Source organism: Lysobacter enzymogenes, from assembly GCF_017355525.1.
GTDB lineage: Bacteria > Pseudomonadota > Gammaproteobacteria > Xanthomonadales > Xanthomonadaceae > Lysobacter > Lysobacter enzymogenes_C.
On record NZ_CP067395.1, the window covers coordinates 2,678,292 to 2,699,324 of the forward strand.

18 protein-coding genes are annotated in these 21,033 nt (G+C 68.7%); 6 read left to right on the plus strand and 12 right to left on the minus strand.

Annotation, left to right across the window (positions count from 1 at the left end; translation table 11 throughout):
• Positions 1-2 precede the first annotated feature (2 nt).
• The 7 genes from clpB to rluD all read right to left on the minus strand — a co-directional run bounded on the left by clpB (position 3) and on the right by rluD (position 8,721).
• The gene (gene clpB, locus JHW38_RS11115; protein ID WP_207525962.1) at positions 3-2,588 is read right to left on the minus strand and encodes an ATP-dependent chaperone ClpB; all 2,586 of its coding nucleotides are present in this window, start codon (positions 2,586-2,588) and stop codon (positions 3-5) included.
• A 320-nt stretch (positions 2,589-2,908) separates the two neighbouring features.
• Positions 2,909-3,439 (minus strand): lactoylglutathione lyase, encoded by a 531-nt coding sequence (gloA, locus tag JHW38_RS11120; RefSeq protein WP_207525963.1) that lies wholly within the window; start codon positions 3,437-3,439, stop codon positions 2,909-2,911.
• A 51-nt stretch (positions 3,440-3,490) separates the two neighbouring features.
• Complete coding sequence (locus JHW38_RS11125; protein ID WP_207525964.1) at positions 3,491-5,086, minus strand: hypothetical protein; 1,596 nt, start codon at positions 5,084-5,086, stop codon at positions 3,491-3,493.
• Between the two features lie 347 nt (positions 5,087-5,433).
• Complete coding sequence (locus JHW38_RS11130) at positions 5,434-6,159, minus strand: DUF4166 domain-containing protein (protein ID WP_207525965.1); 726 nt, start codon at positions 6,157-6,159, stop codon at positions 5,434-5,436.
• The gene (locus JHW38_RS11135; RefSeq protein WP_207525966.1) at positions 6,159-6,941 is read right to left on the minus strand and encodes a hypothetical protein; all 783 of its coding nucleotides are present in this window, start codon (positions 6,939-6,941) and stop codon (positions 6,159-6,161) included. Before JHW38_RS11135 ends, JHW38_RS11130 begins: the two co-directional genes overlap by 1 nt.
• 26 nt (positions 6,942-6,967) lie before the next feature.
• Entirely contained in the window at positions 6,968-7,744 is a 777-nt protein-coding gene (pgeF, locus tag JHW38_RS11140) for a peptidoglycan editing factor PgeF (RefSeq protein WP_207525967.1), read from the minus strand.
• Positions 7,745-7,746: 2 nt separating this feature from the next.
• Positions 7,747-8,721, minus strand: coding sequence for a 23S rRNA pseudouridine(1911/1915/1917) synthase RluD (gene rluD / locus JHW38_RS11145; RefSeq protein ID WP_207525968.1), 975 nt, complete (start codon positions 8,719-8,721; stop codon positions 7,747-7,749).
• Positions 8,722-8,823: 102 nt separating this feature from the next.
• Between rluD and JHW38_RS11150 the strand changes: the two genes are divergently transcribed.
• Positions 8,824-9,741, plus strand: a complete 918-nt coding sequence (locus JHW38_RS11150) for an outer membrane protein assembly factor BamD (protein WP_207525969.1) — start codon at positions 8,824-8,826, stop codon at positions 9,739-9,741.
• 340 nt (positions 9,742-10,081) lie between these two features.
• On the opposite strand, the gene JHW38_RS11155 is transcribed toward JHW38_RS11150, so the two are convergent.
• The 5 genes from JHW38_RS11155 to sucC form a co-directional block, all read right to left on the minus strand.
• Positions 10,082-11,719: an NAD+ synthase gene (locus JHW38_RS11155; RefSeq protein ID WP_207525970.1), complete on the minus strand. Its 1,638-nt coding sequence runs from the start codon at positions 11,717-11,719 to the stop codon at positions 10,082-10,084.
• Positions 11,720-11,797: 78 nt separating this feature from the next.
• Positions 11,798-12,094, minus strand: a complete 297-nt coding sequence (locus tag JHW38_RS11160) for a type II toxin-antitoxin system RelE/ParE family toxin (protein WP_207525971.1) — start codon at positions 12,092-12,094, stop codon at positions 11,798-11,800.
• Positions 12,091-12,381: a CopG family ribbon-helix-helix protein gene (locus tag JHW38_RS11165; protein WP_207525972.1), complete on the minus strand. Its 291-nt coding sequence runs from the start codon at positions 12,379-12,381 to the stop codon at positions 12,091-12,093. The genes JHW38_RS11160 and JHW38_RS11165 overlap by 4 nt, the downstream gene beginning before the upstream one ends.
• A 124-nt stretch (positions 12,382-12,505) precedes the next feature.
• Positions 12,506-13,381, minus strand: a complete 876-nt coding sequence (gene sucD / locus JHW38_RS11170) for a succinate--CoA ligase subunit alpha (protein ID WP_207525973.1) — start codon at positions 13,379-13,381, stop codon at positions 12,506-12,508.
• A gap of 12 nt (positions 13,382-13,393) precedes the next feature.
• Positions 13,394-14,560, minus strand: a complete 1,167-nt coding sequence (gene sucC / locus JHW38_RS11175; protein ID WP_207525974.1) for an ADP-forming succinate--CoA ligase subunit beta — start codon at positions 14,558-14,560, stop codon at positions 13,394-13,396.
• A gap of 345 nt (positions 14,561-14,905) precedes the next feature.
• Between sucC and JHW38_RS11180 the strand changes: the two genes are divergently transcribed.
• The 5 genes from JHW38_RS11180 to JHW38_RS25705 all read left to right on the plus strand — a co-directional run bounded on the left by JHW38_RS11180 (position 14,906) and on the right by JHW38_RS25705 (position 20,929).
• Positions 14,906-16,531, plus strand: a complete 1,626-nt coding sequence (locus JHW38_RS11180) for a sensor histidine kinase (RefSeq protein WP_207525975.1) — start codon at positions 14,906-14,908, stop codon at positions 16,529-16,531.
• Positions 16,532-16,628: 97 nt separating this feature from the next.
• Entirely contained in the window at positions 16,629-18,053 is a 1,425-nt protein-coding gene (locus JHW38_RS11185) for a sigma-54-dependent transcriptional regulator (RefSeq protein ID WP_207525976.1), read from the plus strand.
• A 624-nt stretch (positions 18,054-18,677) separates the two neighbouring features.
• Positions 18,678-19,100 carry a pilin gene (locus JHW38_RS11190; protein ID WP_207525977.1) on the plus strand — a complete coding sequence of 141 codons (423 nt, stop codon included), beginning with the start codon at positions 18,678-18,680 and terminating at the stop codon, positions 19,098-19,100.
• An 841-nt stretch (positions 19,101-19,941) separates the two neighbouring features.
• Positions 19,942-20,364, plus strand: a complete 423-nt coding sequence (locus JHW38_RS25700) for a pilin (RefSeq protein ID WP_207525978.1) — start codon at positions 19,942-19,944, stop codon at positions 20,362-20,364.
• 73 nt (positions 20,365-20,437) lie between these two features.
• Positions 20,438-20,929, plus strand: coding sequence for a pilin (locus JHW38_RS25705; RefSeq protein WP_278249813.1), 492 nt, complete (start codon positions 20,438-20,440; stop codon positions 20,927-20,929).
• Positions 20,930-21,033 lie beyond the last annotated feature (104 nt).

The window sequence follows — 21,033 nt, forward strand, 5'->3', positions numbered from 1 at the left end:
CCTCAGCCCTTGGCGAACACCAGATGCCCGCCCGCGGCATCGACCTGGATCGTATCGCCATTGGCGAACTCGCCGCTGAGGATCTTCTGCGCCAACGGATTCTCGATCTGCTGCTGCACCGCGCGCTTCAGCGGCCGCGCGCCGTACACCGGATCGAAACCGACGTTGCCGATCAAGGTCAGCGCCGCCTCGCTCAGCGACAGCTTCAGGCCGCGCTCGGCCAGCCGCTTCTCCAACCCGTGCAGCTGGATCTTGGCGATCTCGCGGATCTGGCTCTTCTCCAGCGGATGGAACACCACGATGTCGTCGAGACGGTTGATGAACTCCGGCCGGAAGTGGGTCTGGACCACGCCCATCACCGCCGCCTTCATCTGCGTGTAGGCCTCCGGCGTGGTGTCGCTGCTGAGTTCCTGGATCATCTGCGAGCCCAGGTTCGAGGTCATCACGATCACCGTGTTGCGGAAATCCACGGTGCGGCCCTGGCCGTCGGTCAGGCGGCCGTCGTCGAGCACCTGCAACAGGATGTTGAACACGTCCGGGTGCGCCTTCTCGACTTCGTCGAGCAGGATCACGCTGTAGGGACGGCGCCGCACCGCTTCGGTCAGGTAGCCGCCTTCCTCGTAGCCGACATAGCCCGGAGGCGCGCCGACCAGACGGCTGACCGCGTGCTTCTCCATGAACTCGCTCATGTCGATGCGGATCATCGCGTCGGAGGAATCGAACAGGAACTCGGCCAGCGCCTTGCACAGCTCGGTCTTGCCGACGCCGGTCGGGCCGAGGAACAGGAACGAGCCGCTCGGGCGGTTCGGATCGGACAGGCCGGCGCGCGAACGCCGCACCGCGTCGGACACCACCCGCACCGCCTCGTCCTGGCCGACCACGCGCGCGTGCAGCGCCTGCTCCATCTTCAGCAGCTTGTCGCGCTCGCCTTCGAGCATCTTCGCCACCGGGATGCCGGTCCAGCGCGCCACGACTTCGGCGATCTCCTCGGCGGTGACCTTGTCCTGCAGCAGCTTGAAGCCCTGGGTTTCGGCTTCCTGCGCGGCCTTGAGCTGCTTCTCCAGTTCCGGCATGCGGCCGTACTGGATCTCGCTCATGCGGGCGAAGTCCTGGGTGCGCTGCGCGGCTTCCAGGTCGAGCTTGGCCTGCTCGATCTGTTCCTTGATCTTGGTCGCGCCCTGCAAGGTCGCCTTCTCGGCCTTCCACACCTCCTCCAGGTCGTTGAACTCGCGCTCGAGCGTGGCGATCTCGGCTTCGAGATCGGCCAGGCGCTGCTTGGATTCGGCGTCCTTCTCCTTTTTCAGCGCCTCGCGCTGGATCTTGAGCTGGATCAGCCGGCGCTCCTTGCGGTCGAGCTCCTCGGGCTTGGAGTCGATCTCCATGCGGATGCGCGAAGCCGCCTCGTCCATCAGGTCGATGGCCTTGTCGGGCAGCTGGCGGTCGGCGATGTAGCGGTGCGACAGCGTCGCCGCGGCGACGATCGCCGGGTCGGTGATCTCCACGCCGTGATGCACCGCGTAGCGCTCCTTGAGCCCGCGCAGGATCGCGATGGTGTCCTCGACCGTCGGCTCGCCGACGAACACCTTCTGGAAGCGGCGCTCCAGCGCGGCGTCCTTCTCCACGTACTTGCGGTATTCGTCGAGCGTGGTCGCGCCGATGCAGTGCAGCTCGCCCCTGGCAAGAGCAGGCTTGAGCATGTTGCCCGCATCCATCGCGCCCTCGGCCTTGCCGGCGCCGACCATGGTGTGCAGTTCGTCGATGAACAGGATCACCTGGCCTTCGTTCTTGGACAGGTCGTTGAGCACCGCCTTGAGCCGTTCTTCGAACTCGCCGCGGAACTTGGCGCCGGCGATCAGCGCGCCCATGTCGAGCGACAGCACGCGCTTGCCGCGCAGGCCTTCGGGCACCTCGTTGTTGACGATGCGCTGGGCCAGGCCTTCGACGATCGCGGTCTTGCCGACGCCGGGCTCGCCGATCAGCACCGGGTTGTTCTTGGTCCGGCGCTGCAGCACCTGGATGGTGCGGCGGATCTCCTCGTCGCGGCCGACCACCGGATCGAGCTTGCCGTTCTCGGCGCGCGCGGTCAGGTCGATGCAGTACTTTTCCAGCGCCTGGCGCTGGTCTTCGGCGTTTTCCGATTGCACGCTCTCGCCTCCGCGCAGTTTGTCGATGGCCGCCTCGAGCTTGGCCTTGGTCGCGCCGGCCGCCTTCAGCGCGCGGCCGACATCGCCGCCGTCGTCGAGCGCGGCGAGCAGGAACAGTTCGCTGGCGATGAACGCGTCGTTGCGCTGCTGCGCCAGCTTGTCGGTGACGTTGAGCAGGCGCGCCAGATCGTTGCCGAGCGACACGTTGCCGGCCTGGCCGCTGACCTTGGGCAGCTTTTCCAGCGCCTCGCCGAGGCGCTCGCGCAGCGACGGCACGTTGATGCCGGACTGGGCCAGCAGCGGCCGGGTGCTGCCGCCGCTCTGGTCGAGCAAGGCGGTCAGCAGGTGCGCCGGTTCGATCACGCTGTGGTCGCGCCCGACCGCCAGCGACTGCGCGTCCTGCAAAGCCTGCTGGAAGCGCGAGGTCAGCTTGTCCATCCGCATGGAGGGTTCTCCCGAAAAGTAGGTGGCGGCTGGGCGCGCAGTGTCGCGCGCGGGCCGCGAATGACCTGTTAATGCGGGCTTTGGCGGGTGTTTCAAGATCGGCGCAAACGCCGGATTCAGGCCGCCGCGGGCCGCTCCGGCGCGCTGCGGGCGCTGCGGAAAACGGCCGGTTTTCACGGTCGGCGACAGCAAGGGAGCGCTGGATTCCCGCCGCTGCCGGCGGCGAAAAAGCGAATCCCCCGGCCGCGGGCTGCGGCTCGGGGGATTCGTCGTCCGGGATCGCCTCCCAGGCTCGCCGCGCGCGGCCGCGGCGGCGCGGCTCAGACCCGCGAGGTCGGCTGCAGGATTTCGACCCAGTAGCCGTCCGGATCCTTGATGAAGGCGATGTCCTTCATGCGCCCGTCGGTCAGGCGCTTCTGGAACGCCACGCCGAGCTGCTCGAAGCGCGCGCACGCCGCTTCCACGTCCGGCACCGACACGCAGATGTGGCCGAAGCCGCGCGGATCGCTGTTGCCGTGGTGATAGGCGAAGTCCGCGTCGTGCTCGGTGCCGTGGTTGTGGGTGAGTTCGAGCACGCCGCGCTGGCTCAGCAGCCACTGCCCGCGCGCCGGTTCTTCGGCCGGAATCTGCGCCGGGTCGTCGACCAGCACCAGGAAGTACAGGCTGAACTGCGCTTCCGCGAAGTCGCGCTTGCGCACCAGGGTGAAGCCGAGCACGCGGGTGTAGAAATCCAGCGAGGCCTTCGGGTCCTTGATCCGCAGCATGGTGTGGTTGAACACGAAGTCGCGCGTGGCGGCCTCCGGTTGCGCGGTCACGCCGGGCACGGCGTTGAGTTCGTTCTGCAGGGACATGGCGTGGGCCGGTGTGAGGGTCTGAAGGTTTGGGGCCGCCGACGCGGGCTCTCAAGCCTGCGCCGGCGGCTCGACCGGATCGCGCTGCAACGACAGCAGGATCAGCAACGCCGCCAGCCCCACGTACGCGCCGATGAACTGCCAGGCGATGACCTTCTGCAAGCCGTCCAGCGCCCACGGCAGGTACACGCCGCCGCGCGGATCGACCGAATGGATGATGCCGAACAGCGCCAGCGCGGCGCCGCCGAGCAGGAACGCCGCGGCCCGGCGCAGGCGGCCGTCGACCATCGCCGCGACCGCCGAGGTCCAGATCATCGAGGTCATGATGAAGCCGTTGCCGAGGGTCACGATGACCGCCAGCTCCGGCAGGCCGTGGCCGTCGAGCAGGCCGGCGAGTTCGGCGTGGCGGGCCGGATCGATCCAGGCCGGGTTGCCGGTCTTGATCGACAGCATGTACGCGACCGGCGGCAGGAAGCCGAACACCATCGCGGTGGCGTGCTTCGCCGGCGTGGCCTGGAACGCCTGGGTGGTGATGTCGAGCGCGACGTAGACGATGATCGGCGCCAGCACCGCGAGCGGCAGCCACTGCACCAGCCCGGAGACGATGCCGAGCATGCCGCCGAGGCCGATGAACAAGCCGGTCAGCAGGGTGTAGCCGCTGCGCGCGCCCATGTGCTTGTACGCCGGCTGGCCGATGTACGGCGTGGTCTGGGCGACGCCGCCGACGAAGCCGGCGACCAAGGTCGAGAACGCTTCGGCCAGCAAAATGTCGCGGGTGCGGTAGTCGTCGCCGGCGGCGCGCGCGCTTTCGCTGACGTTGATGCCGCCAACCACCATCAGCAGGCCGAACGGCAGCAGCAGCGGCAGGTAGGGCACGGTGTACTTCAAGCCGTCGATGAAGCCCAGGGTCGGCAGCGGCAGCACGAGTTGCAACGGTTGCGGAGTCGGCCAATGGAAACCCGGCGCGCCCAGGCCGAGCGCGCCGAAGCCGTAGAACAACACGGTGCCGAACACGAACGCGACGAACACCCCCGGCAGCTTCACCGGCAGCTTGCCCTTGGCCACCAGCACGTACAGCAACAGGCCCAGGGTCATGAAGCCGACCAGCGGCGAACGCAGGGTTTCGATCAGCGGCAGGAAGCCCATCAGCACCAGCGCGGTGCCGGCGATCGAGCCGAGCAGGCCGGCGCGCGGAATCAAGCGGGTCACCGCGTCGCCGGCGAACGACAGCGCGAACTTCAGCAGGCCCATGACCACCAGCGAGGCCATGCCGAGCTTCCAGGTGGCGTCGGCCGCGGCGGCCGCGTCCATGCCGGCCTGCTTGAAGCCGACGAAGGCCGGGCCGAGCACCAACAGGGCCATGCCGATGCTGGTCGGCGCGTCCAGGCCGAGCGGCATCGCGGTGACGTCGTCGCGGCCGCTGCGCGCGGCCAGCCGGCGCGCCATCCAGGTGTAGATCAGGTTGCCGACCAGCACGCCGAACGCGGTGCCGGGGAACATGCGGGTGTAGATGACTTCGGCCGGGAAGCCGAAGATGCCGATCAGCGCGGCGGCGATGAAGCCGAGGATCGAAAGATTGTCGACGACCAGGCCGAAGAAGCCGTTGAGGTCGCCGGGGACGAACCACGAGCGCTGTATCCGCTTCATATCGACGTTCACCGTCCGCGTCCCCCGTACCTCAACCCCGACGCGGCCAATGGCAAACGAAGCCACCCCCGCGCCGCCCCAGCCGCGAAATCGAAACAAGATGCTGGCGACCCAGCGCGAACGTAGCTCATCGACGGTACTCGTAACGCGGAAAGGGACGCGTCCATGCCGGTTGGGCCTGCGATCCGTTCGCAGCCGCGAGTGTGCCGCCAATCGGCGGCGTTGGGGCGATCCGAGCCGGGCCGATGGGTTATCGGCTCATGCCCTACCGGTGCGGTGAATCCGACCCTTCTATCCCTTCGTTCCGGCGCAAGCCGGAACGAAGCAGCGCTGCGGAAACAGGTGTCCTACTCCGCCACCTCGAGCCAACCGCGATACCGCACCAGCAGCCCCACCAGCGGCAACTGCGCGGCCACGTCGAAGTGATAACGCCCCTCGCGTTCGAACTCGCGCGCGCGCACGCCGGCGAACCAGCCGCGCGGCAACGGCAGGCCGAGCGCGCGCACGCGCATCAGCCGCCAGGACAGGCCCGGATCGTGGCGCTCGCCTTCGGCTTCGCCGTGCTCGGCGCCGTAGCTGGTCGGCGCGCCCATCGCCGCCGCCGGCAACGCCGCGGACGAGACCGTGATCGAATCGCCCGTGTGCGCCGACACGGTGCGCGCCAGCGCCGCCTCGGGCGCCTCGCCGACCGGTTCCAGCGCGAACGCGAAACGCATCGGCCCCAAGCGCTCCAGCACCAGCCCGTCGCGCCCGCTCAGGCGCGAGCGCAGGGTCGACTTGCCGAACCGCCGGGTCCAGGTTTCGCCGTGCGGCCCGGCCTGGATCTCGACTTCGATCGGCCCGGCGTAGGCCTTGGGCAACCGCACGATGCGCGCGAACAGCCGCGAGCACAGGCCGTGGCCGCGCTCGACCACGGCTTCGCCGCGATACGACTGGCGTCCGCTGCGTCCGTGCAGCAGCCGCAGCGTGCGCGGCAACAACACGAAGCGCACGCCGAGCGCGCGCGGATACAGGCCTTCGCGCGCGCCGAGGCGGGTAGCGTCGCGAGCAACGTTGGTTGCGCCGGCGTCCATCACAGTCCACGCAGCGATTGGGGCACGACGTACTCGCGGCCGTCGAAGGCCAGGCGCACGCTGCTCTTGTTCTTGGCCACGGTCTTTTCGCTGCAGTCCTTGCCGTCGGCGACGGCGCGGCTGCTTTGCCCGGCGCTGGCGACCAGCAGGCCGGCGTAGCCGTGGTCGCGCTTGGCGTCGATGGCGACGGTGCGCTTGGCGTTCTCGAATTCGCCGGCGCAGTTGCCGTCCCATTCGCCGCGGTCCAGCGCGACTTCCAGCTTGCGCAGCACCGGCCGCAGCTTGCCCTCGTCGGCGGCGTAGAGGTTCAGCACCGTGCTCGCGTACGGGTTGACCCGCGAAGAACCGCTGTAAGCGACGCGCACGCCGAACGCGGTGACGCTGTCGTTGAGGCGGTAGCGCGCGGTGTCCAGGGTCACCGAGGAAATCCGCATCGCGTCGGAGGTCAGCGCCTCGTTCTCGCGATAGCGCTGCAGGATCCGCGGCCGGTTCGAATCGCCGACCAGCACCTCCAGGTCGGCGACGTCGACGTCGCCGTCGGCGGCCTCGTGGCGCAGGCGCACCGCCAGCAGAGTCTTGTCGGGCGAGGCCGGCCAGACCTTGCAGGCGACATCGCCGAGCTTGATCCAGCGCGTCGGCGCGCCGGGCGTGCGCAGCAGTTCGCCGTTGTCGCCGGTTTCGCTGGTCGAGCCCGGATAGGCGGCCAGCAGCAGTTCGTAGGAACGCTCGTCGCAGCCGTCCGCATGCGCGCTGAAGGACGCGGCGAGGGAAAGCGAAAGCAACAGGACCGTCCGTGGGGCCGTGCGCATCAGTTTTGCATCCAGATCAGAGTCGCCATGCGTCCGGTGCGGCGGTCGCGGCGGTGGGAATAGAAACGGTCGGGGTCGGAAATCGTGCACAAGCCGCCGCCGTGGATGTGGTCGGCGCGCAGGCCGGCGCGCGCCAGCCGTTGCCGCGCCAGCGCGTACAGATCGACCCGCCAATGGCCCGGCCGGGTCGCGACGAACGCGGCGTCGGCGGCGGCGTCGACGGCGAGGAAGGCGTCGCGCACGTCGGCGCCGATCTCGTAGCGCTGCGGCCCCGCGGCCGGGCCGAGCCAGGCGCGCAGGCGCGCGGGATCAGTGCGCATCGCCGCGACCGTGGCCTCGAGCACGCCGTCGGCGAGCCCGCGCCAGCCGGCGTGGGCGGCGCCGACTTCTTGGCCGTCGTCGGCGGCGAACAGCACCGGCAGGCAGTCGGCGGTGAGGATCGCCAGCACCGTGCCCGCGGTGGAGGTCACCGCGGCGTCGGCTTCGGGTTCGCCGTTCGCATCGTCGCCGCCGTCGAAGCGGACCACGCCGGCGCCGTGCACCTGATGCAGCCAGCGCGGCGACGCCGGCAGCGCCGCGGCCTGCGCGAGCAGCTCGCGATTGCGCAGCACCGCGGCCGGCTCGTCGCGCTGTTCGCCGTAGAGCGTGCCGAGGTTGAGCGCGTCGAACGGCGCCTGCGACACGCCCAGGCCGGCGCGCACGGTGGTGAAGCCGCGCACGCCCGGCGGCGCCGGCCAATCGGCTTCGATCCAAGGTGTCGCGGCGCGACCGCCCATGCTCAACGCCCGGCCTCGGCCGCGGCGCGCGAATCGGCGCGCAGTTCGGCGATCAGCTGCAGCATGTCGGCCGGCACCGGCGCGGTGCAGCGCACCGGTTCGCCGCTGACCGGGTGGACGAATTCCAGGGTCTCGGCGTGCAGCGCCTGACGCTTGAAGCCGCGCAGGGCCTCCACCAGCGTCTCGCTCGCGCCCTTGGGCAGCTTGAGCGGGCCGCCGTACAGCGGGTCGCCGACGATGGGGTGCTTGAGGTGCTGCATGTGCACGCGGATCTGGTGGGTGCGCCCGGTTTCCAGGCGGCATTCCAGCAAGGTGTGGGCGCGGAAGCGCTCGCGCAGGCGGTAGTGGGTGACCGCGTCGCGGCCGTCCTCGCGCACAGCCATGCGCAGGCGGTCGCGCGGGTGGCGGTCGATCGCGGCATTGGCGGTGCCGCCGGCGACCAGCGCGCCGACCACCACGGCCAGGTACTGGCGGTGGACTTCGCGCGCGGACAGCTGATCGACCAGCGAGGTGTGCGCCGGCAAGGTCCGCGCCACCACCATGACCCCGGAGGTGTCCTTGTCGAGGCGGTGGACGATGCCGGCGCGCGGCAGCGCGGCCAGCGACGGGTCGCGGTGCAGCAGGGCGTTGACCAGGGTGCCGGCGGGATTGCCGGCGCCGGGGTGGACGACCAGCCCGGCGGGCTTGTCGAGCACGATGACCTCGGCGTCCTCGTACAGCACGTCCAGGGCGATGTCCTCGGCCACGGCGTGGGTCTGGGTGTCCAGGACCACGTTCAATTCGACCGCCTCGCCGCCCTGGACCGGGTCGCGCGGGCGCGCCTCGCGGCCGTTCAGGCGGGCGTCGCCGGACTTGATCCAGGCGGCCAGGCGCGAGCGCGAGTAATCGGGGAACAGTTCGGCCAGGACGGCGTCGAAACGGCGGCCGGCCGCGCTGTCGGGCACGGTCGCGGTCAGGGTCTGGCGGGAGTCGGTCATTGCGGCATCGGCTGGTGAGGGAAGACGGGTCCGGTTAAGGGCTCGGACCCGCGGACTGCTATTATCGGCGCTTCGTGCCTCCGGCGCCTGTCGATGCCTGCCATGACCGTACGTTCCACCCCGTCCCGCGCCCCGCTCCGCCTGCTGGCCCTGTTGCTGATCGTGGCCGTCGCCGGCACCGGCTGCTCGCGGGTCGGCAAGATGTTCAAGAAGAACAAGGACAGCGACGAAGGCCAACCGGTCGAGGCGATCTACGAGAAAGCCCACAAGTCGATGACCAACGGCAACTGGGCCTCGGCCGAGGTCAGCTTCCGCCGCCTCGTCGCCCAGTACCCGTACGGCCCGTACACCGAGCAGGCGCTGATCGAGACCGCGTACGCCCAGTACAAGTCGGGCAAGCACGACGACGCGATCAGCAGCATCGACCGCTTCATCCGCACCTACCCGACCCACCGCAACATCGCCTATCTGTACTACCTGCGCGGGCTGGTCAATTCCAGCCGCGACACGGTGTTCCTGCAGAAGGTCTGGCGCCTGGACGTGAGCCGCCGCGACCTGGCCACGCCGATGCAGGCGTACAACGACTTCCAGATCGTGGTCGAGCGCTACCCGAACAGCCGCTACGCCCAGGACGCGCGCAAGCGCATGATCGTGCTGCGCGACACCTTCGCCCGCCACGAGCTCGACGCCTCGCTGTACTACCTGCGCCGCACCGCCTACGTGGCCGCGGCCGACCGCGCCAAGTACCTGCTCGAAACCTACCCGCAGAGCGGCTACCAGTACGACGCGATCGCGGTGCTGCTGAAGGCCTACGAAGGCCTGGACAACCAGGCGCTGGCCGCCGACGCCAAGCGCGTGCTGCAGCAGAACGACCCCAACCACCCGGCGCTGACCGGCAAGTGGCCGGACTACCCGAGCAACCTGCGCAAGCTCAACCCGTTCGCGGGCGAGCGCTCGGCGGTCGACAACCGCGACAAGCTCGAAGCCAAGCGCGCCGAGCAGGCGGGCAAGGGCCAATAAGCCGCCGCCTTCCGCAACGAAAACGCCGCCTCCGGGCGGCGTTTTGGTTTATGGAGCCCCCCCCTGTAGGAGCGGCGCGAGCCGCGACCGCGTCACCGCAACCACGACGCAACAACGAACATGCGACGCAGCATCCGCCGTCGCGCTGCGATCAGTCGCAAGGGCTAGGCTGCGCGGGCGGATCGCCGCCGGGCCTTAGCCGCCGGCCGGATCCGATTCCGCCGTGGGTACGCGCCTGCGGCGACGCTGAGCGCCGCCGGTTTCGTCGTGGTTGCGTTGTCGCGGTCGCGGCTCGCGCTGCTCCTACAGGGAGCCGGCCCGAGTTGCCGCGGCAGCGGCCTCAGCCGGAATAACGATTGGTGATCGGATAGCGCCGCTCGCGCCCGAACGCGCGCCGCGAGACCTTCGGCCCCGGCGCGGCCTGGTGCCGCTTCCATTCGCTGATGCGCACCAGCTTGAGCACGCGGTCGACCGTGGCCGCATCGAACCCGGCCCGCACGATCTCGTCGCGCGACTGCTCCTGGTCGACGTAGCGCAGCAGGATCGCGTCGAGCACGTCGTACGGCGGCAGCGAATCCTGGTCCTTCTGGTTCTCGCGCAGTTCCGCCGACGGCGGCCGGTCGATCACCGCCCACGGGATCACCGGCGAACCGGCGACCGCGTTGCGCCAGCGCGCGAGCGCGAACACCTCGGTCTTGTACAGGTCCTTGATCGGCGCGTAGCCGCCGCACATGTCGCCGTAAATAGTGGCGTAGCCGACCGCGTACTCGCTCTTGTTGCCGGTGGTCAGCAGCAGGCCGCCGAACTTGTTGCTCATCGCCATCATCAGCGCGCCGCGGGTGCGCGATTGCAAGTTTTCTTCGGTCACGTCCACCGGCTTGCCGTCGAAGGCCTCGGCCAGGGTGTCCAGAAAGCCCTGGAACGGCTTCTCGATCGGCAGCGCCAGCAGGCGCACGCCCTGGCTCGCGCACTGTTCGGCGGCCAGGTCGTTGGACAGATCGGCGGTGTAGCGCGACGGCATGCGCACCGCGACTACGTTCTCCGGGCCGAGCGCATCGACCGCGATGGCCATGACCACCGAGGAATCGATGCCGCCCGACAGGCCCAGCCAGACTTTCTCGAAACCGTTCTTGCGGCAGTAGTCGCGGGTGCCGCGCACCACCGCGCGCCAGGCCAGGGCGTCGCGGCTTTCCTCGTGCTCGACCGGCCACGACACCGGGGCGAAGCGGCGGGTCGCGTCGTCGTAGTCGGCGACCAGCCAATGGTCCTCGAACGCGACCGCGGCCGGATGCACCGCGCCGTCGCCGTCGGCGAGCACCGAGGCGCCGTCGAACACCAGCGCGTCCTGGCCGCCGACCACGTTGAGATAGGCCAGGGCCACACCGGTCTCGCCCACGCGCAGGTCGAGCAACGCGTCGCGCTGGGCGTGCTTGTCGCGCTCGAACGGCGAGGCGTTGGGCACCAGCACCAGGCTGGCGCCGGCGCGCGCGGTCGCCGCGAGCGGCTCGGCGAACCACAGGTCTTCGCAGATCACCACGCCGACCTGCACGCCCTTGAGCTCGAACACGACCGCCTCGCCGTCGGGATCGACGTCGAAGTAGCGGCGCTCGTCGAACACCGCGTAGTTCGGCAGCTCGCGCTTGCGGTAGGTCGCCTCGACCCGGCCGCCGCGCAGCACGCTGGCGGCGTTGTAGACCACCGACCCGGCCGCCTGCGGCCAGCCGACCACCGCGACGATGCCGTGCGCGGCCGCGGCCACGCGTTCCAGCGCGGCCTCGCAATCGGCGAGGAAGCCCGGGCGCAGCAGCAGGTCTTCGGGCGGATAGCCGCTGATCGCCAGTTCCGGGAACAGCACCAGGTCGGCGCCGTGCTCGTCGCGCGCCTGCGCGATCAGCGCGCACATGCGCTCGGCGTTGCGGTCGACCGCGCCGACGGGGAAATCGAACTGGGCCAAGGCGATGCGCAGCGGTGCGGACATGCGGGACTCGAGATTCACAAGTGGGAGTGGAAAGCCGGCGCGAACCAGGGTCCGCGCCGGATCGGAAACTCGCTGCGCTCAGGGCTGCGCGTAGCCGGCTTCGCGCTGGGCCCGGATCGCCAGGATCAGGACAGTATCGAACTCGCTCAGGTAGCGGTACAGCGCCACGTAGCCGCTGGCGTCGCGGCCGATGACCAACTCGCGCAGTTCCGCTTCGGCCGGCCGGCCAATCAGCGGATTGTCGCTCAGTACGTCGATCGCGCGCACGATGCCGTCGATGCGCTGCTCGCGCCTTGCCGCATCGTGGCGGTCGAGATGATCGAGAATGCGGGCGAAGTCCTCGGCCACGGCCGGCGCCAGGACGATTCGGGTCACGGCTCGCGCCCGAGGGGCTTCTTCGCCGGCGCCGCCGCGTTCTCGCCGCGCGCGCGGCGGCCAAGATAGTCGCGCATTTCATCCCACTCCAAGGCCTGCCCGTCGGCGACGAAGCTGCGCCAGCGCGCCTGCGCTTCGTCGAGGAACTGCGCGCGGCGCTCGGCCTCGCCGACCTTTTCCTCCAGCGCGCCGAGGATGAAGCCGTGCGGCGTGGTGCCGGCGCGTTCGGCGGCGTCGGCGATGCGCGACTTGAGTTCGTCGCTGAGGCGGATGGTGGTGGTGGACATGGCGACCTCGACCGGTGGGGCCGAAGCCGAATGTAGCACGCCTGTGCTACAAACGAAAAAGCCGCCCGAAGGCGGCTTTTCGCAGGTACGGGCCGGAACCTCCGGCCCGCACGCCGACTTGCTTTTACTTGGCCAGACGCTTGGCGATCGCCGCGCCGAGGTCGCCCGGCGACTTGACCGTGGTGACGCCGGCCTTCTCCATCGCCGCGAACTTGCCTTCGGCCGTGCCCGAACCGCCCGAGGCGATCGCGCCGGCGTGGCCCATGCGCTTGCCCTTCGGCGCCGAGGCGCCGGCGATGAAGCCGACCACCGGCTTGGTCACGTACTGGGCGATGAACTCGGCCGCTTCTTCCTCGGCCGAACCGCCGATCTCGCCGACCATGATGATGCCTTCGGTCTGCGGATCGTCCTGGAACCACTTCAGCGCGTCGATGAAGTTGGTGCCGTTGATCGGGTCGCCGCCGATGCCGATGCAGGTCGACTGGCCCAGGCCCACGTCGGTGGTCTGCTTGACCGCTTCATAGGTCAGCGTGCCCGAGCGCGAGACGATGCCGACCTTGCCCGGCTTGTGGATGTGGCCCGGCATGATGCCGATCTTGCACTCGCCCGGGGTGATCACGCCGGGGCAGTTCGGACCGACCAGGACCACGTCGTCGTAGCCGTTGAGGGTGTTCTTGACCCGCAGCATGTCGAGCACCGGGATGCCCTCGGTGATGCACACGATGACCTTGATGCCGGCGTCGGCCGCTTCCAGGATCGCGTCGGCCGCGAACGGCGGCGGCACGTAGATCACCGACGCGTCGGCGCCGGTTTCGTTGACGGCGTCGCGCACGGTGTTGAAGACCGGCAGGCCCAGGTGCTGGGTGCCGCCCTTGCCCGGGGTCACGCCGCCGACGACCTTGGTGCCGTACTCGAGCATCTGCTCGGCGTGGAAGGTGCCCTGCGAGCCGGTGAAGCCCTGCACGATCACCTTGGTGTTCTTGTTGATCAAAACGGACATGTCATCGGCCCCTTACTTGCCAGCGACGGCGGCAACCGCCTTCTTCGCGCCATCGTTGATGTTGTCGGCCGGGGTAATGGCCAGACCCGAGTTCTTCAGCAGTTCCTTGCCGGCTTCCACGTTCGTGCCTTCCAGGCGCACGATGACCGGAACCTTGACGTCGACTTCCTTGACCGCGGCGATGATGCCCTCGGCGATCATGTCGCAGCGGACGATGCCGCCGAAGATGTTGACGAAGATGGCCTTGACCTTGTCCGAGCTCAGGATGAGCTTGAACGCTTCGGTCACGCGCTCCTTGGTGGCGCCGCCGCCGACGTCGAGGAAGTTGGCCGGCGAGCCGCCTTCCAGCTGGATCACGTCCATCGTCGCCATCGCCAGGCCGGCGCCGTTGACCATGCAGCCGATGTTGCCGTCCATGGTGACGTAGTTGAGGTCGTGCTGGCTGGCCTTGACCTCGGTCTCGTCTTCCTGGCGGATATCGCGCATGTCGGCGAGATCCTTGTGACGGAAGGTCGCGTTGTCGTCGCTGTTGACCTTGCCGTCGAGCACGGCGAGGTCGCCGTTGGTGAGGACGGCGAGCGGGTTCAGTTCGACCAGCGCCAGGTCCTTCTCGTTGAACAGCTTGTACAGGCCCAGCATGATCTTGGTCAGCTGGCCGGCCTGCTTGGCGTTGAGGCCCAGGTCGAAGGCGAGCTCGCGGCACTGATAGGCCTGCAGGCCCTGCACGTAGTTGACGTGGATGGTCTTGATCGCGTCCGGGTTCTCCTCGGCGACCTTCTCGATCTCCACGCCGCCTTCGGCCGAGGCGATGAAGGTGACCGACTTGGTCGAGCGGTCGACCAGGACCGACAGGTACAGCTCCTTGGCGATGTCGGTGCCTTCGGAGATCAGCACCGTATCGATCGGCAGGGCGACGCCGGCCGACTGGTAGGTCTCCATCTTGGTGCCCAGCATGGCCTGGGCGTACTGCTTCACTTCGTCGAAGTTCTTCGCCAGCTTGACGCCGCCGGCCTTGCCGCGGCCGCCCGCGTGGATCTGGGCCTTGACCACCCACAGGTCGCCCGGAATGGCCTTGGCGGCCGCAACGGCCTCTTCGGGAGTGCGCGCAACGCGCCCGGCCGGCACTGCGATGCCGTAGTCGGCAAACAGCTGCTTTGCCTGATATTCGTGGAAATTCATGCGTCACCGAGGGGAGTGAAAGACGTCCCGCGCGGACGCACGGCCGAGGGCCGGAGCGGGCGCGAGGGGGCCGCATTGTCGCCGATCGCGGCGGGGCGAGCAAAACCCCGGGTCGCCGGGCCGACGGCCGGTGGGCCCGGCGCGGGCCCGCGGCGCGGCCGCGCGCGGCGCCGGCCGGGCCCAGGACGGCGCCGTCGGCGGGCTGTGGCCAGATACGGCAAGGTCCCGACGCGCATGGCGCAAGGCGGGTGCCGGCCCGGTTACATCGCGGCACTACCCGCGTTCCGCCCGCGCCGGCCAGCCGCCCTATACTGATCGATACTCCGCCCGCGCAGGGAAACCCGCTTGCCGTCAGGTCTCGCCCCCGTCACTCCGGCCGATGCCGACTCCGCGCTGCGCCGCGAACTCTATTTCTTCACCCTCTACCGGTTGCTGGAAGCGGCCCTGCTGGTGCTGTTCCTGTTCGGGCCGGTCGACAACCTGATCGCCGCGCCGCGCCACGACCTGTTCGCCCGCTCGCTGGCGCTGTCCTATCTGTTCATCGCCGGCCTGCTGTTCGTGTTCGGCCGCCGCGGCGACCTGCGCGGCCATGTCTTCGCCGGCATCGCCTGCGACCTGTTCTTCGGCCTGCTGTCGATCCACGCCCTGCCCGGCGCCGGCACCGGCATCGCCCTGATGCTGATGTTCAACGTCGGCGCGGCGGCGCTGCTGCTGCCGACCCGGTTCGGCATCGGCGCGGCGATCGCCGCCTGCCTCGGCCTGATCGGCGAGTGGCTGTGGACCGAGCTCGGCAACGAAGCGCTCGGCCGCACCGTCGCCGAACCGGTGATGTTCGCGCTGGGCTACCTGTCGATCGCGCTGCTGACCAACACCCTGGGCCGGCAGATGCGCGAGAGCCAGGAACTGGCCGAACGCCGCGGCGCCGAGGCCGCCAACTACGCCGAGATCAACGAACTCATCATCCGGCGAATGCGCACCGGCGTGCTGCTGGTCGACGGCGAAGGCCGGCTGCGCCTGGCCAACGAGGCGGCGATGCTGCTGCTCGGCGACAGCGGCGAGCACAACGGCAGCCAGCACGGCCATCGGGTGCTGGCGATCGCCTCGCCGGAGCTGGCGCGCCGGCTCGGCCGCTGGCGGGTCGAGGGCCGCCCCGACGAAAGCCCGCTGCGGCTGGCGCCGGACCTGCCGGAAGTGGTGCCGCGCTTCACCCGCCTGCTCGCCGGCAGCGACCAGACCCTGATCTTCCTCGACGACACCTCGCTGGTCTCGCGCCGCGCCGAATCCATCACCCTGGCCGCGCTCGGCCGCTTTTCGGCCAGCCTCGCCCACGAGATCCGCAACCCGCTGGCGGCGATCAACTACGCCGTGCAGTTGCTGGAGGAATCGCGCGACATCGCCATGTCCGACCGGCGCCTGCTCGAAATCATCCGCCAGCAGGGCACGCGCATGAACGGCATCGTCGAGAACGTGCTCGGCATGGCCCGGCGCGAACCGGCCAAGCCCGAGCACGTCGAGCTGATGGGCTTCGTGCGCCAGTTCGTCGACGAGTACCGCGCCAGCCACCCGATCGAGCTCGACACCTTGCGCGCCACCGGCTCGCACACGCAGGCGCCGGCGCTGATCGATCCGCGTCAGCTGCACCAAGCGCTGACCGTGCTGGTGCACAACGCGCTGACCTACGGCCGCCAGCCCGGCGAGCCGGCGCGGGTGACCGTGCACGTGTACTTCGACGAAGTCGGACTGCCGGCGATCGACGTGCTCGACCGCGGCCCCGGCATTCCCGACTCGGTCGCCGAACGCCTGTTCCGGCCGTTCTTCACCACCTCCGCGCACGGCACCGGCCTGGGCCTGTACATCGCGCGCGAGCTGTGCCGGGCCAATCAGGCCTCGCTCGACTACGTCGCCGTGCCCGGCGGCGGCGGCTGTTTCCGCATCCGTCTGGCCGGCGCGAGCGCGCTTTCGCCGGCCTGAGCCGCAATGTGACTGCGCGCACGGCAAGCAGAAAACGTGCCATCAGCGTCTTGGCCGCGACAGGTTCGTTAAGTTATCGTGGGCGGTGGAGGGCGTAATGGCTGAAACCCGTAGTGCATTGGTGGTCGACGACGAACGCGACATTCGCGAGCTGCTCGTCATGACCTTGGGCCGCATGGGCCTTCGTTGCGACACCGCGTCGGGCCTCAACGAGGCTCGCAGCCAGCTGCTGCGCAATCGTTACGATTTGTGCCTGACCGACATGCGCCTGCCCGACGGCTCGGGCATGGACCTGGTCGCCGAGATCAGCCAGAAGTATCCGAACACGCCGGTGGCGATGATCACCGCGTTCGGCAACGTCGAGGCCGCGGTGGAAGCGCTCAAGGCCGGCGCGTTCGATTTCGTCGCCAAGCCGGTCGACCTGTCGGTGCTGCGCGACCTGGTCCGCCACGCGCTGGAACTGCACGAAACCCGGCGCAACGCCAGCGAAGCGGTCGGCTCGCGCCTGTACGGCGAATCGCCGGCGATGATCAAGCTGCGCCAGACCATCGGCAAGGTCGCGCGCAGCCAGGCGCCGGTGTACATCGCCGGCGAATCCGGCGTCGGCAAGGAACTGGTCGCGCGCACCATCCATTCCGAGGGCGGGCGCGCCGACGGACCGTTCGTGCCGGTCAACTGCGGCGCGATCCCGGCCGAGCTGATGGAAAGCGAATTCTTCGGCCACAAGAAGGGCAGCTTCACCGGCGCCCACGCCGACAAGCCCGGCCTGTTCCAGGCCGCCGACGGCGGCACCTTGTTCCTCGACGAAGTCGCCGAGCTGCCGCTGGCGATGCAGGTCAAGCTGCTGCGCGCGATCCAGGAAAAATCGATCCGCCCGGTCGGCGCTCAGGCCGAAGTCACCGTCGACGTGCGCATCCTGTCGGCCACCCACAAGGACCTGGCCGCGCTGGTCGCCGAAGGCCGCTTCCGCCAGGACTTGTACTACCGCATCAACGTGATCGAACTGCGCGTGCCGCCGCTGCGCGAGCGCCTGGACGACCTGCCCGGCCTGGCCGCCAAGATCCTGCACCGCCTCGCCGGCACCCAGGGCCGGGTGGTGCCGCGCCTCGGCGACGACGCCCTGGAAGCGCTGCGCGCCTATACCTTCCCCGGCAACGTGCGCGAACTGGAGAACATCCTCGAGCGCGCCCTGGCCCTGGCCGAAGGCGAAGTCCTCAGCGCCAGCGATCTGCGCCTGCCGCGCCTGGCCACCCAGGGCGGCCCCGCCGCGACCGCCGCCCCCGGCGCCGCGCCGGCCGCCGCGGGCCAGCCAGCGCTGCCGCCCGGCGCAGTCGACCCGCGCACGATCAGCCCGCGCGACACCGCCACCAGCGCGCTGCCGTCGTACATCGAAGAGATCGAGCGCGCCGCGATCCAGCAGGCGCTGCAGGAAAACCGCTACAACAAGACCCGCACCGCGGCGGCGCTGGGGATCACGTTCCGGGCGCTGCGCTACAAGCTCAAGAAGCTCGGGATCGATTGAGGCGAGGCGGCCGGTGGCGGCCGTACCTTCTCCATATAGATAGAGAACGACAAGCCCGACAACAAGACGCCGGCCCGCGAGGGCCGGCGTTTTTGTTTTGGCCTGGCTTGGGCGGGCAGCGGGGCGGCACGCCAGGGCGTCGTGGCGGTCCGCCCTGGGCGGCGTCTGCGATGAGCGCCGAGCGCCGCGCCCTGCGTGCGCGCGTTCGCAGCCACCGGCGCCTGGCGCCTCGGCGAACCGCGCAGTGGCGAATCGACGCGACATACAAGCGGACACGTTTGCGCGCATCGCTTCGGTGCATCGCCCGCGAATGCGCGTCGCTGCCAACCGAAGATCGTCGCATGCATTCGACGCACACTTTCGAATGCAAATGCGCTACATCGATCGCGCTCGAATGCATCGCGATCCTCGCAACGATATCGCTTCGAATCGTTGCAGCAGCAAAGGACGCACGATGCATGCACTCAACAGCGCACTGCATACACGCTTACTGCATACCCCTTCGAATTGGCACGAGCTCTGCGTAACCCGATACGCACCAGCAACGCGTGCGCCCGTCGGACTTTCGCGGTCGCCGTCCTTGCCGGCGCGAGCCAACGACTTACACCTCCTAGGGGAAACACCATGAACAAGCAGCAAGGCTTCACCCTGATCGAACTGATGATCGTGATCGCGATCCTCGGCATCCTGATCGCGATCGCGTTGCCGGCGTATCAGGACTACACCATCCGTACCAAGAACGCCGAGTGCTTGAACGTTGCCGCCGCGGCGAAGCTGGCGGTTTCCGAGACCGCCCAGGATCGCGGTTCGCTCGGTGCGATCACCGCGCAGTCCATCACCGGCTACAGCTTCAGCGCCAGCGAGTACTGCGCCGACGTGACCATCGGCGTCAAGGGCAAAATTACCGCCACCACCCGCGCCACCGGCGGCACCCCTTCGGCTGTCTTCGAACTGACCCCCTCCGCCGATCTCGGCCGTATCGACTGGGTCTGCAAGGAAACCAACAAGGCCCGCAAGTCGCAGCTGCCGGCCGAGTGCAGGGGCTGATTCGCGAGACCCATCGCAACGCGATGATCGACGGATCAGGGCGCCGACCACGGCGCCTGCATCCGGCAGCCCGAACGCCGGCCCGCAAGGGCCGGCGTTTTTTGTTCTGTCCGGCACAGCCGCGCGCAATTGCGCGCAACCAAAGGCTCGTTCCAGGGTCGGTCGAGGCCGCCGCCGACCGTCTGCCACGACTGCGAACAACAGCGAGCCAAACGAGCCGCAGAAAGTCGCCCGCACTGGGCCGGGCCTGCGGCTGCGCATGCTTCCTCAACACCGCCAGGCGTTGAGCGCCAAGCAGAGACGCGATCTTCGACTTCAGGCCCGACGCTCGCCCATGCCGCCACGCGGCCTCAACCCGCCCGTTATTGCGTACTAGTAAACGGGACCGGATACATCGCGCGACCGACGTCGGTCGGTAGCCGCATCAGCGAAGTACCGGCGCTGGCGTTAAAGACCAGGCGTACCTGCAGTTATTAGCCCTTCGGTTCAAGGGCCTGTTCAGCCGCCAAATCCGGGCAAACCCCCTCGCGACGGACGTCGTGAAAACGCGCGGGCGGAAATGATTGATGACAATCACATTTCCAGGGTGGCGCCTTCCAATCTGACGCATTTGGTCACCACTCCGGCCTCTGGACTGACCCAAAGCGTCACCCCGCTCACCCCTGCCCACCTTCGTTGCGTGACTGCCCTAGCAGTTTCACAGCCAGTGCCATCGGCATCGCTACTTGGCACGGGTTGTGCGTAGTCCTTACGTGCACGGACAGCTCGCCTGGCACCTTCGATGGATCGAAAGCCTAGCCTGCTGGCACGTGAAGCAACCAACACTCCTAGGGGATACACCATGAAGAAGCAGCAAGGCTTTACCCTGATCGAACTGATGATCGTCATCGCGATCCTGGGCATCCTGATCGCCATCGCTCTGCCGGCCTATCAGGACTACACCATCCGCACCAAGAACGCTGAGTGCATCAACGTCGCCGCCGCCGCCAAGCTGGCCGTGTCGGAAACCGCTCAGGACCGCGGCTCGCTGGGCGCGATCACCTCGCAGGCGATCACCGGCTACAGCTTCGCTGCCAGCAGCTACTGCGCCAGCGTGACCATCGCCGCCGGCGGCGAAATCACCGCCACCACCCAGGCCACCGGCGCTGGCACCCTCGCGGTCTTCAAGCTGACCCCGAGCTCCAACACCGGCCGCATCGACTGGGCTTGCACCGAGAGCGCCGGCGCCAAGAAGTCGCAGCTGCCGGCCGAGTGCCGCAAGTAATAGCTGAGACTCACGCTCCAAGCGCTTCACCAGAAACCCCGGTTCGCCGGGGTTTCTTCTAGGTAAGGACGCAATGCCCAGCGTCCGCGCCGAACGGATCCACCCCCCTGTCGATCCAGACAACCAGCATCAACATCAGCGGTCTACGGGGTTCCATATGAAGCGGCAAACAGGTTTTACTTTGATCGAGCTGATGATCGTGATCGCGATCCTCGGCATTCTCATCGCGATCGCGCTTCCGGCCTACTTGGATTACGTCACGCGTACCAAGAACGCCGAATGCCTCAACGTAGCGGCTGCCGCCAAGCTATCGGTATCGGAAACCGCCCAGGACCGCGGCTCATTGAGCCTGGTCACTGCGACCAACACAGGCTACAGCTTCGCTGCTTCGAGCTACTGCGCCAGCGTCGACATCGGAGCCAACGGCGTAATTACGGCCGTCAGTTCCACCTCCAGCCCCGTCGCTTTCACCTTGCGCCCGACCTCGGGCAGAGGCGTACTCGAGTGGGATTGCAGCGTACCCAGCGGCACGAATCTGACGCTGGTGCCGGCGGAATGCCGCTGACAATCGGCTGAAGCGTCGCCCGCGCTGCCTGTTTGGAGCCGCTGCGCAACGCCTGCTCAACACTCGGCACGAACCGGTTCTTGCCTTTATAGTCTGCGCCGGGG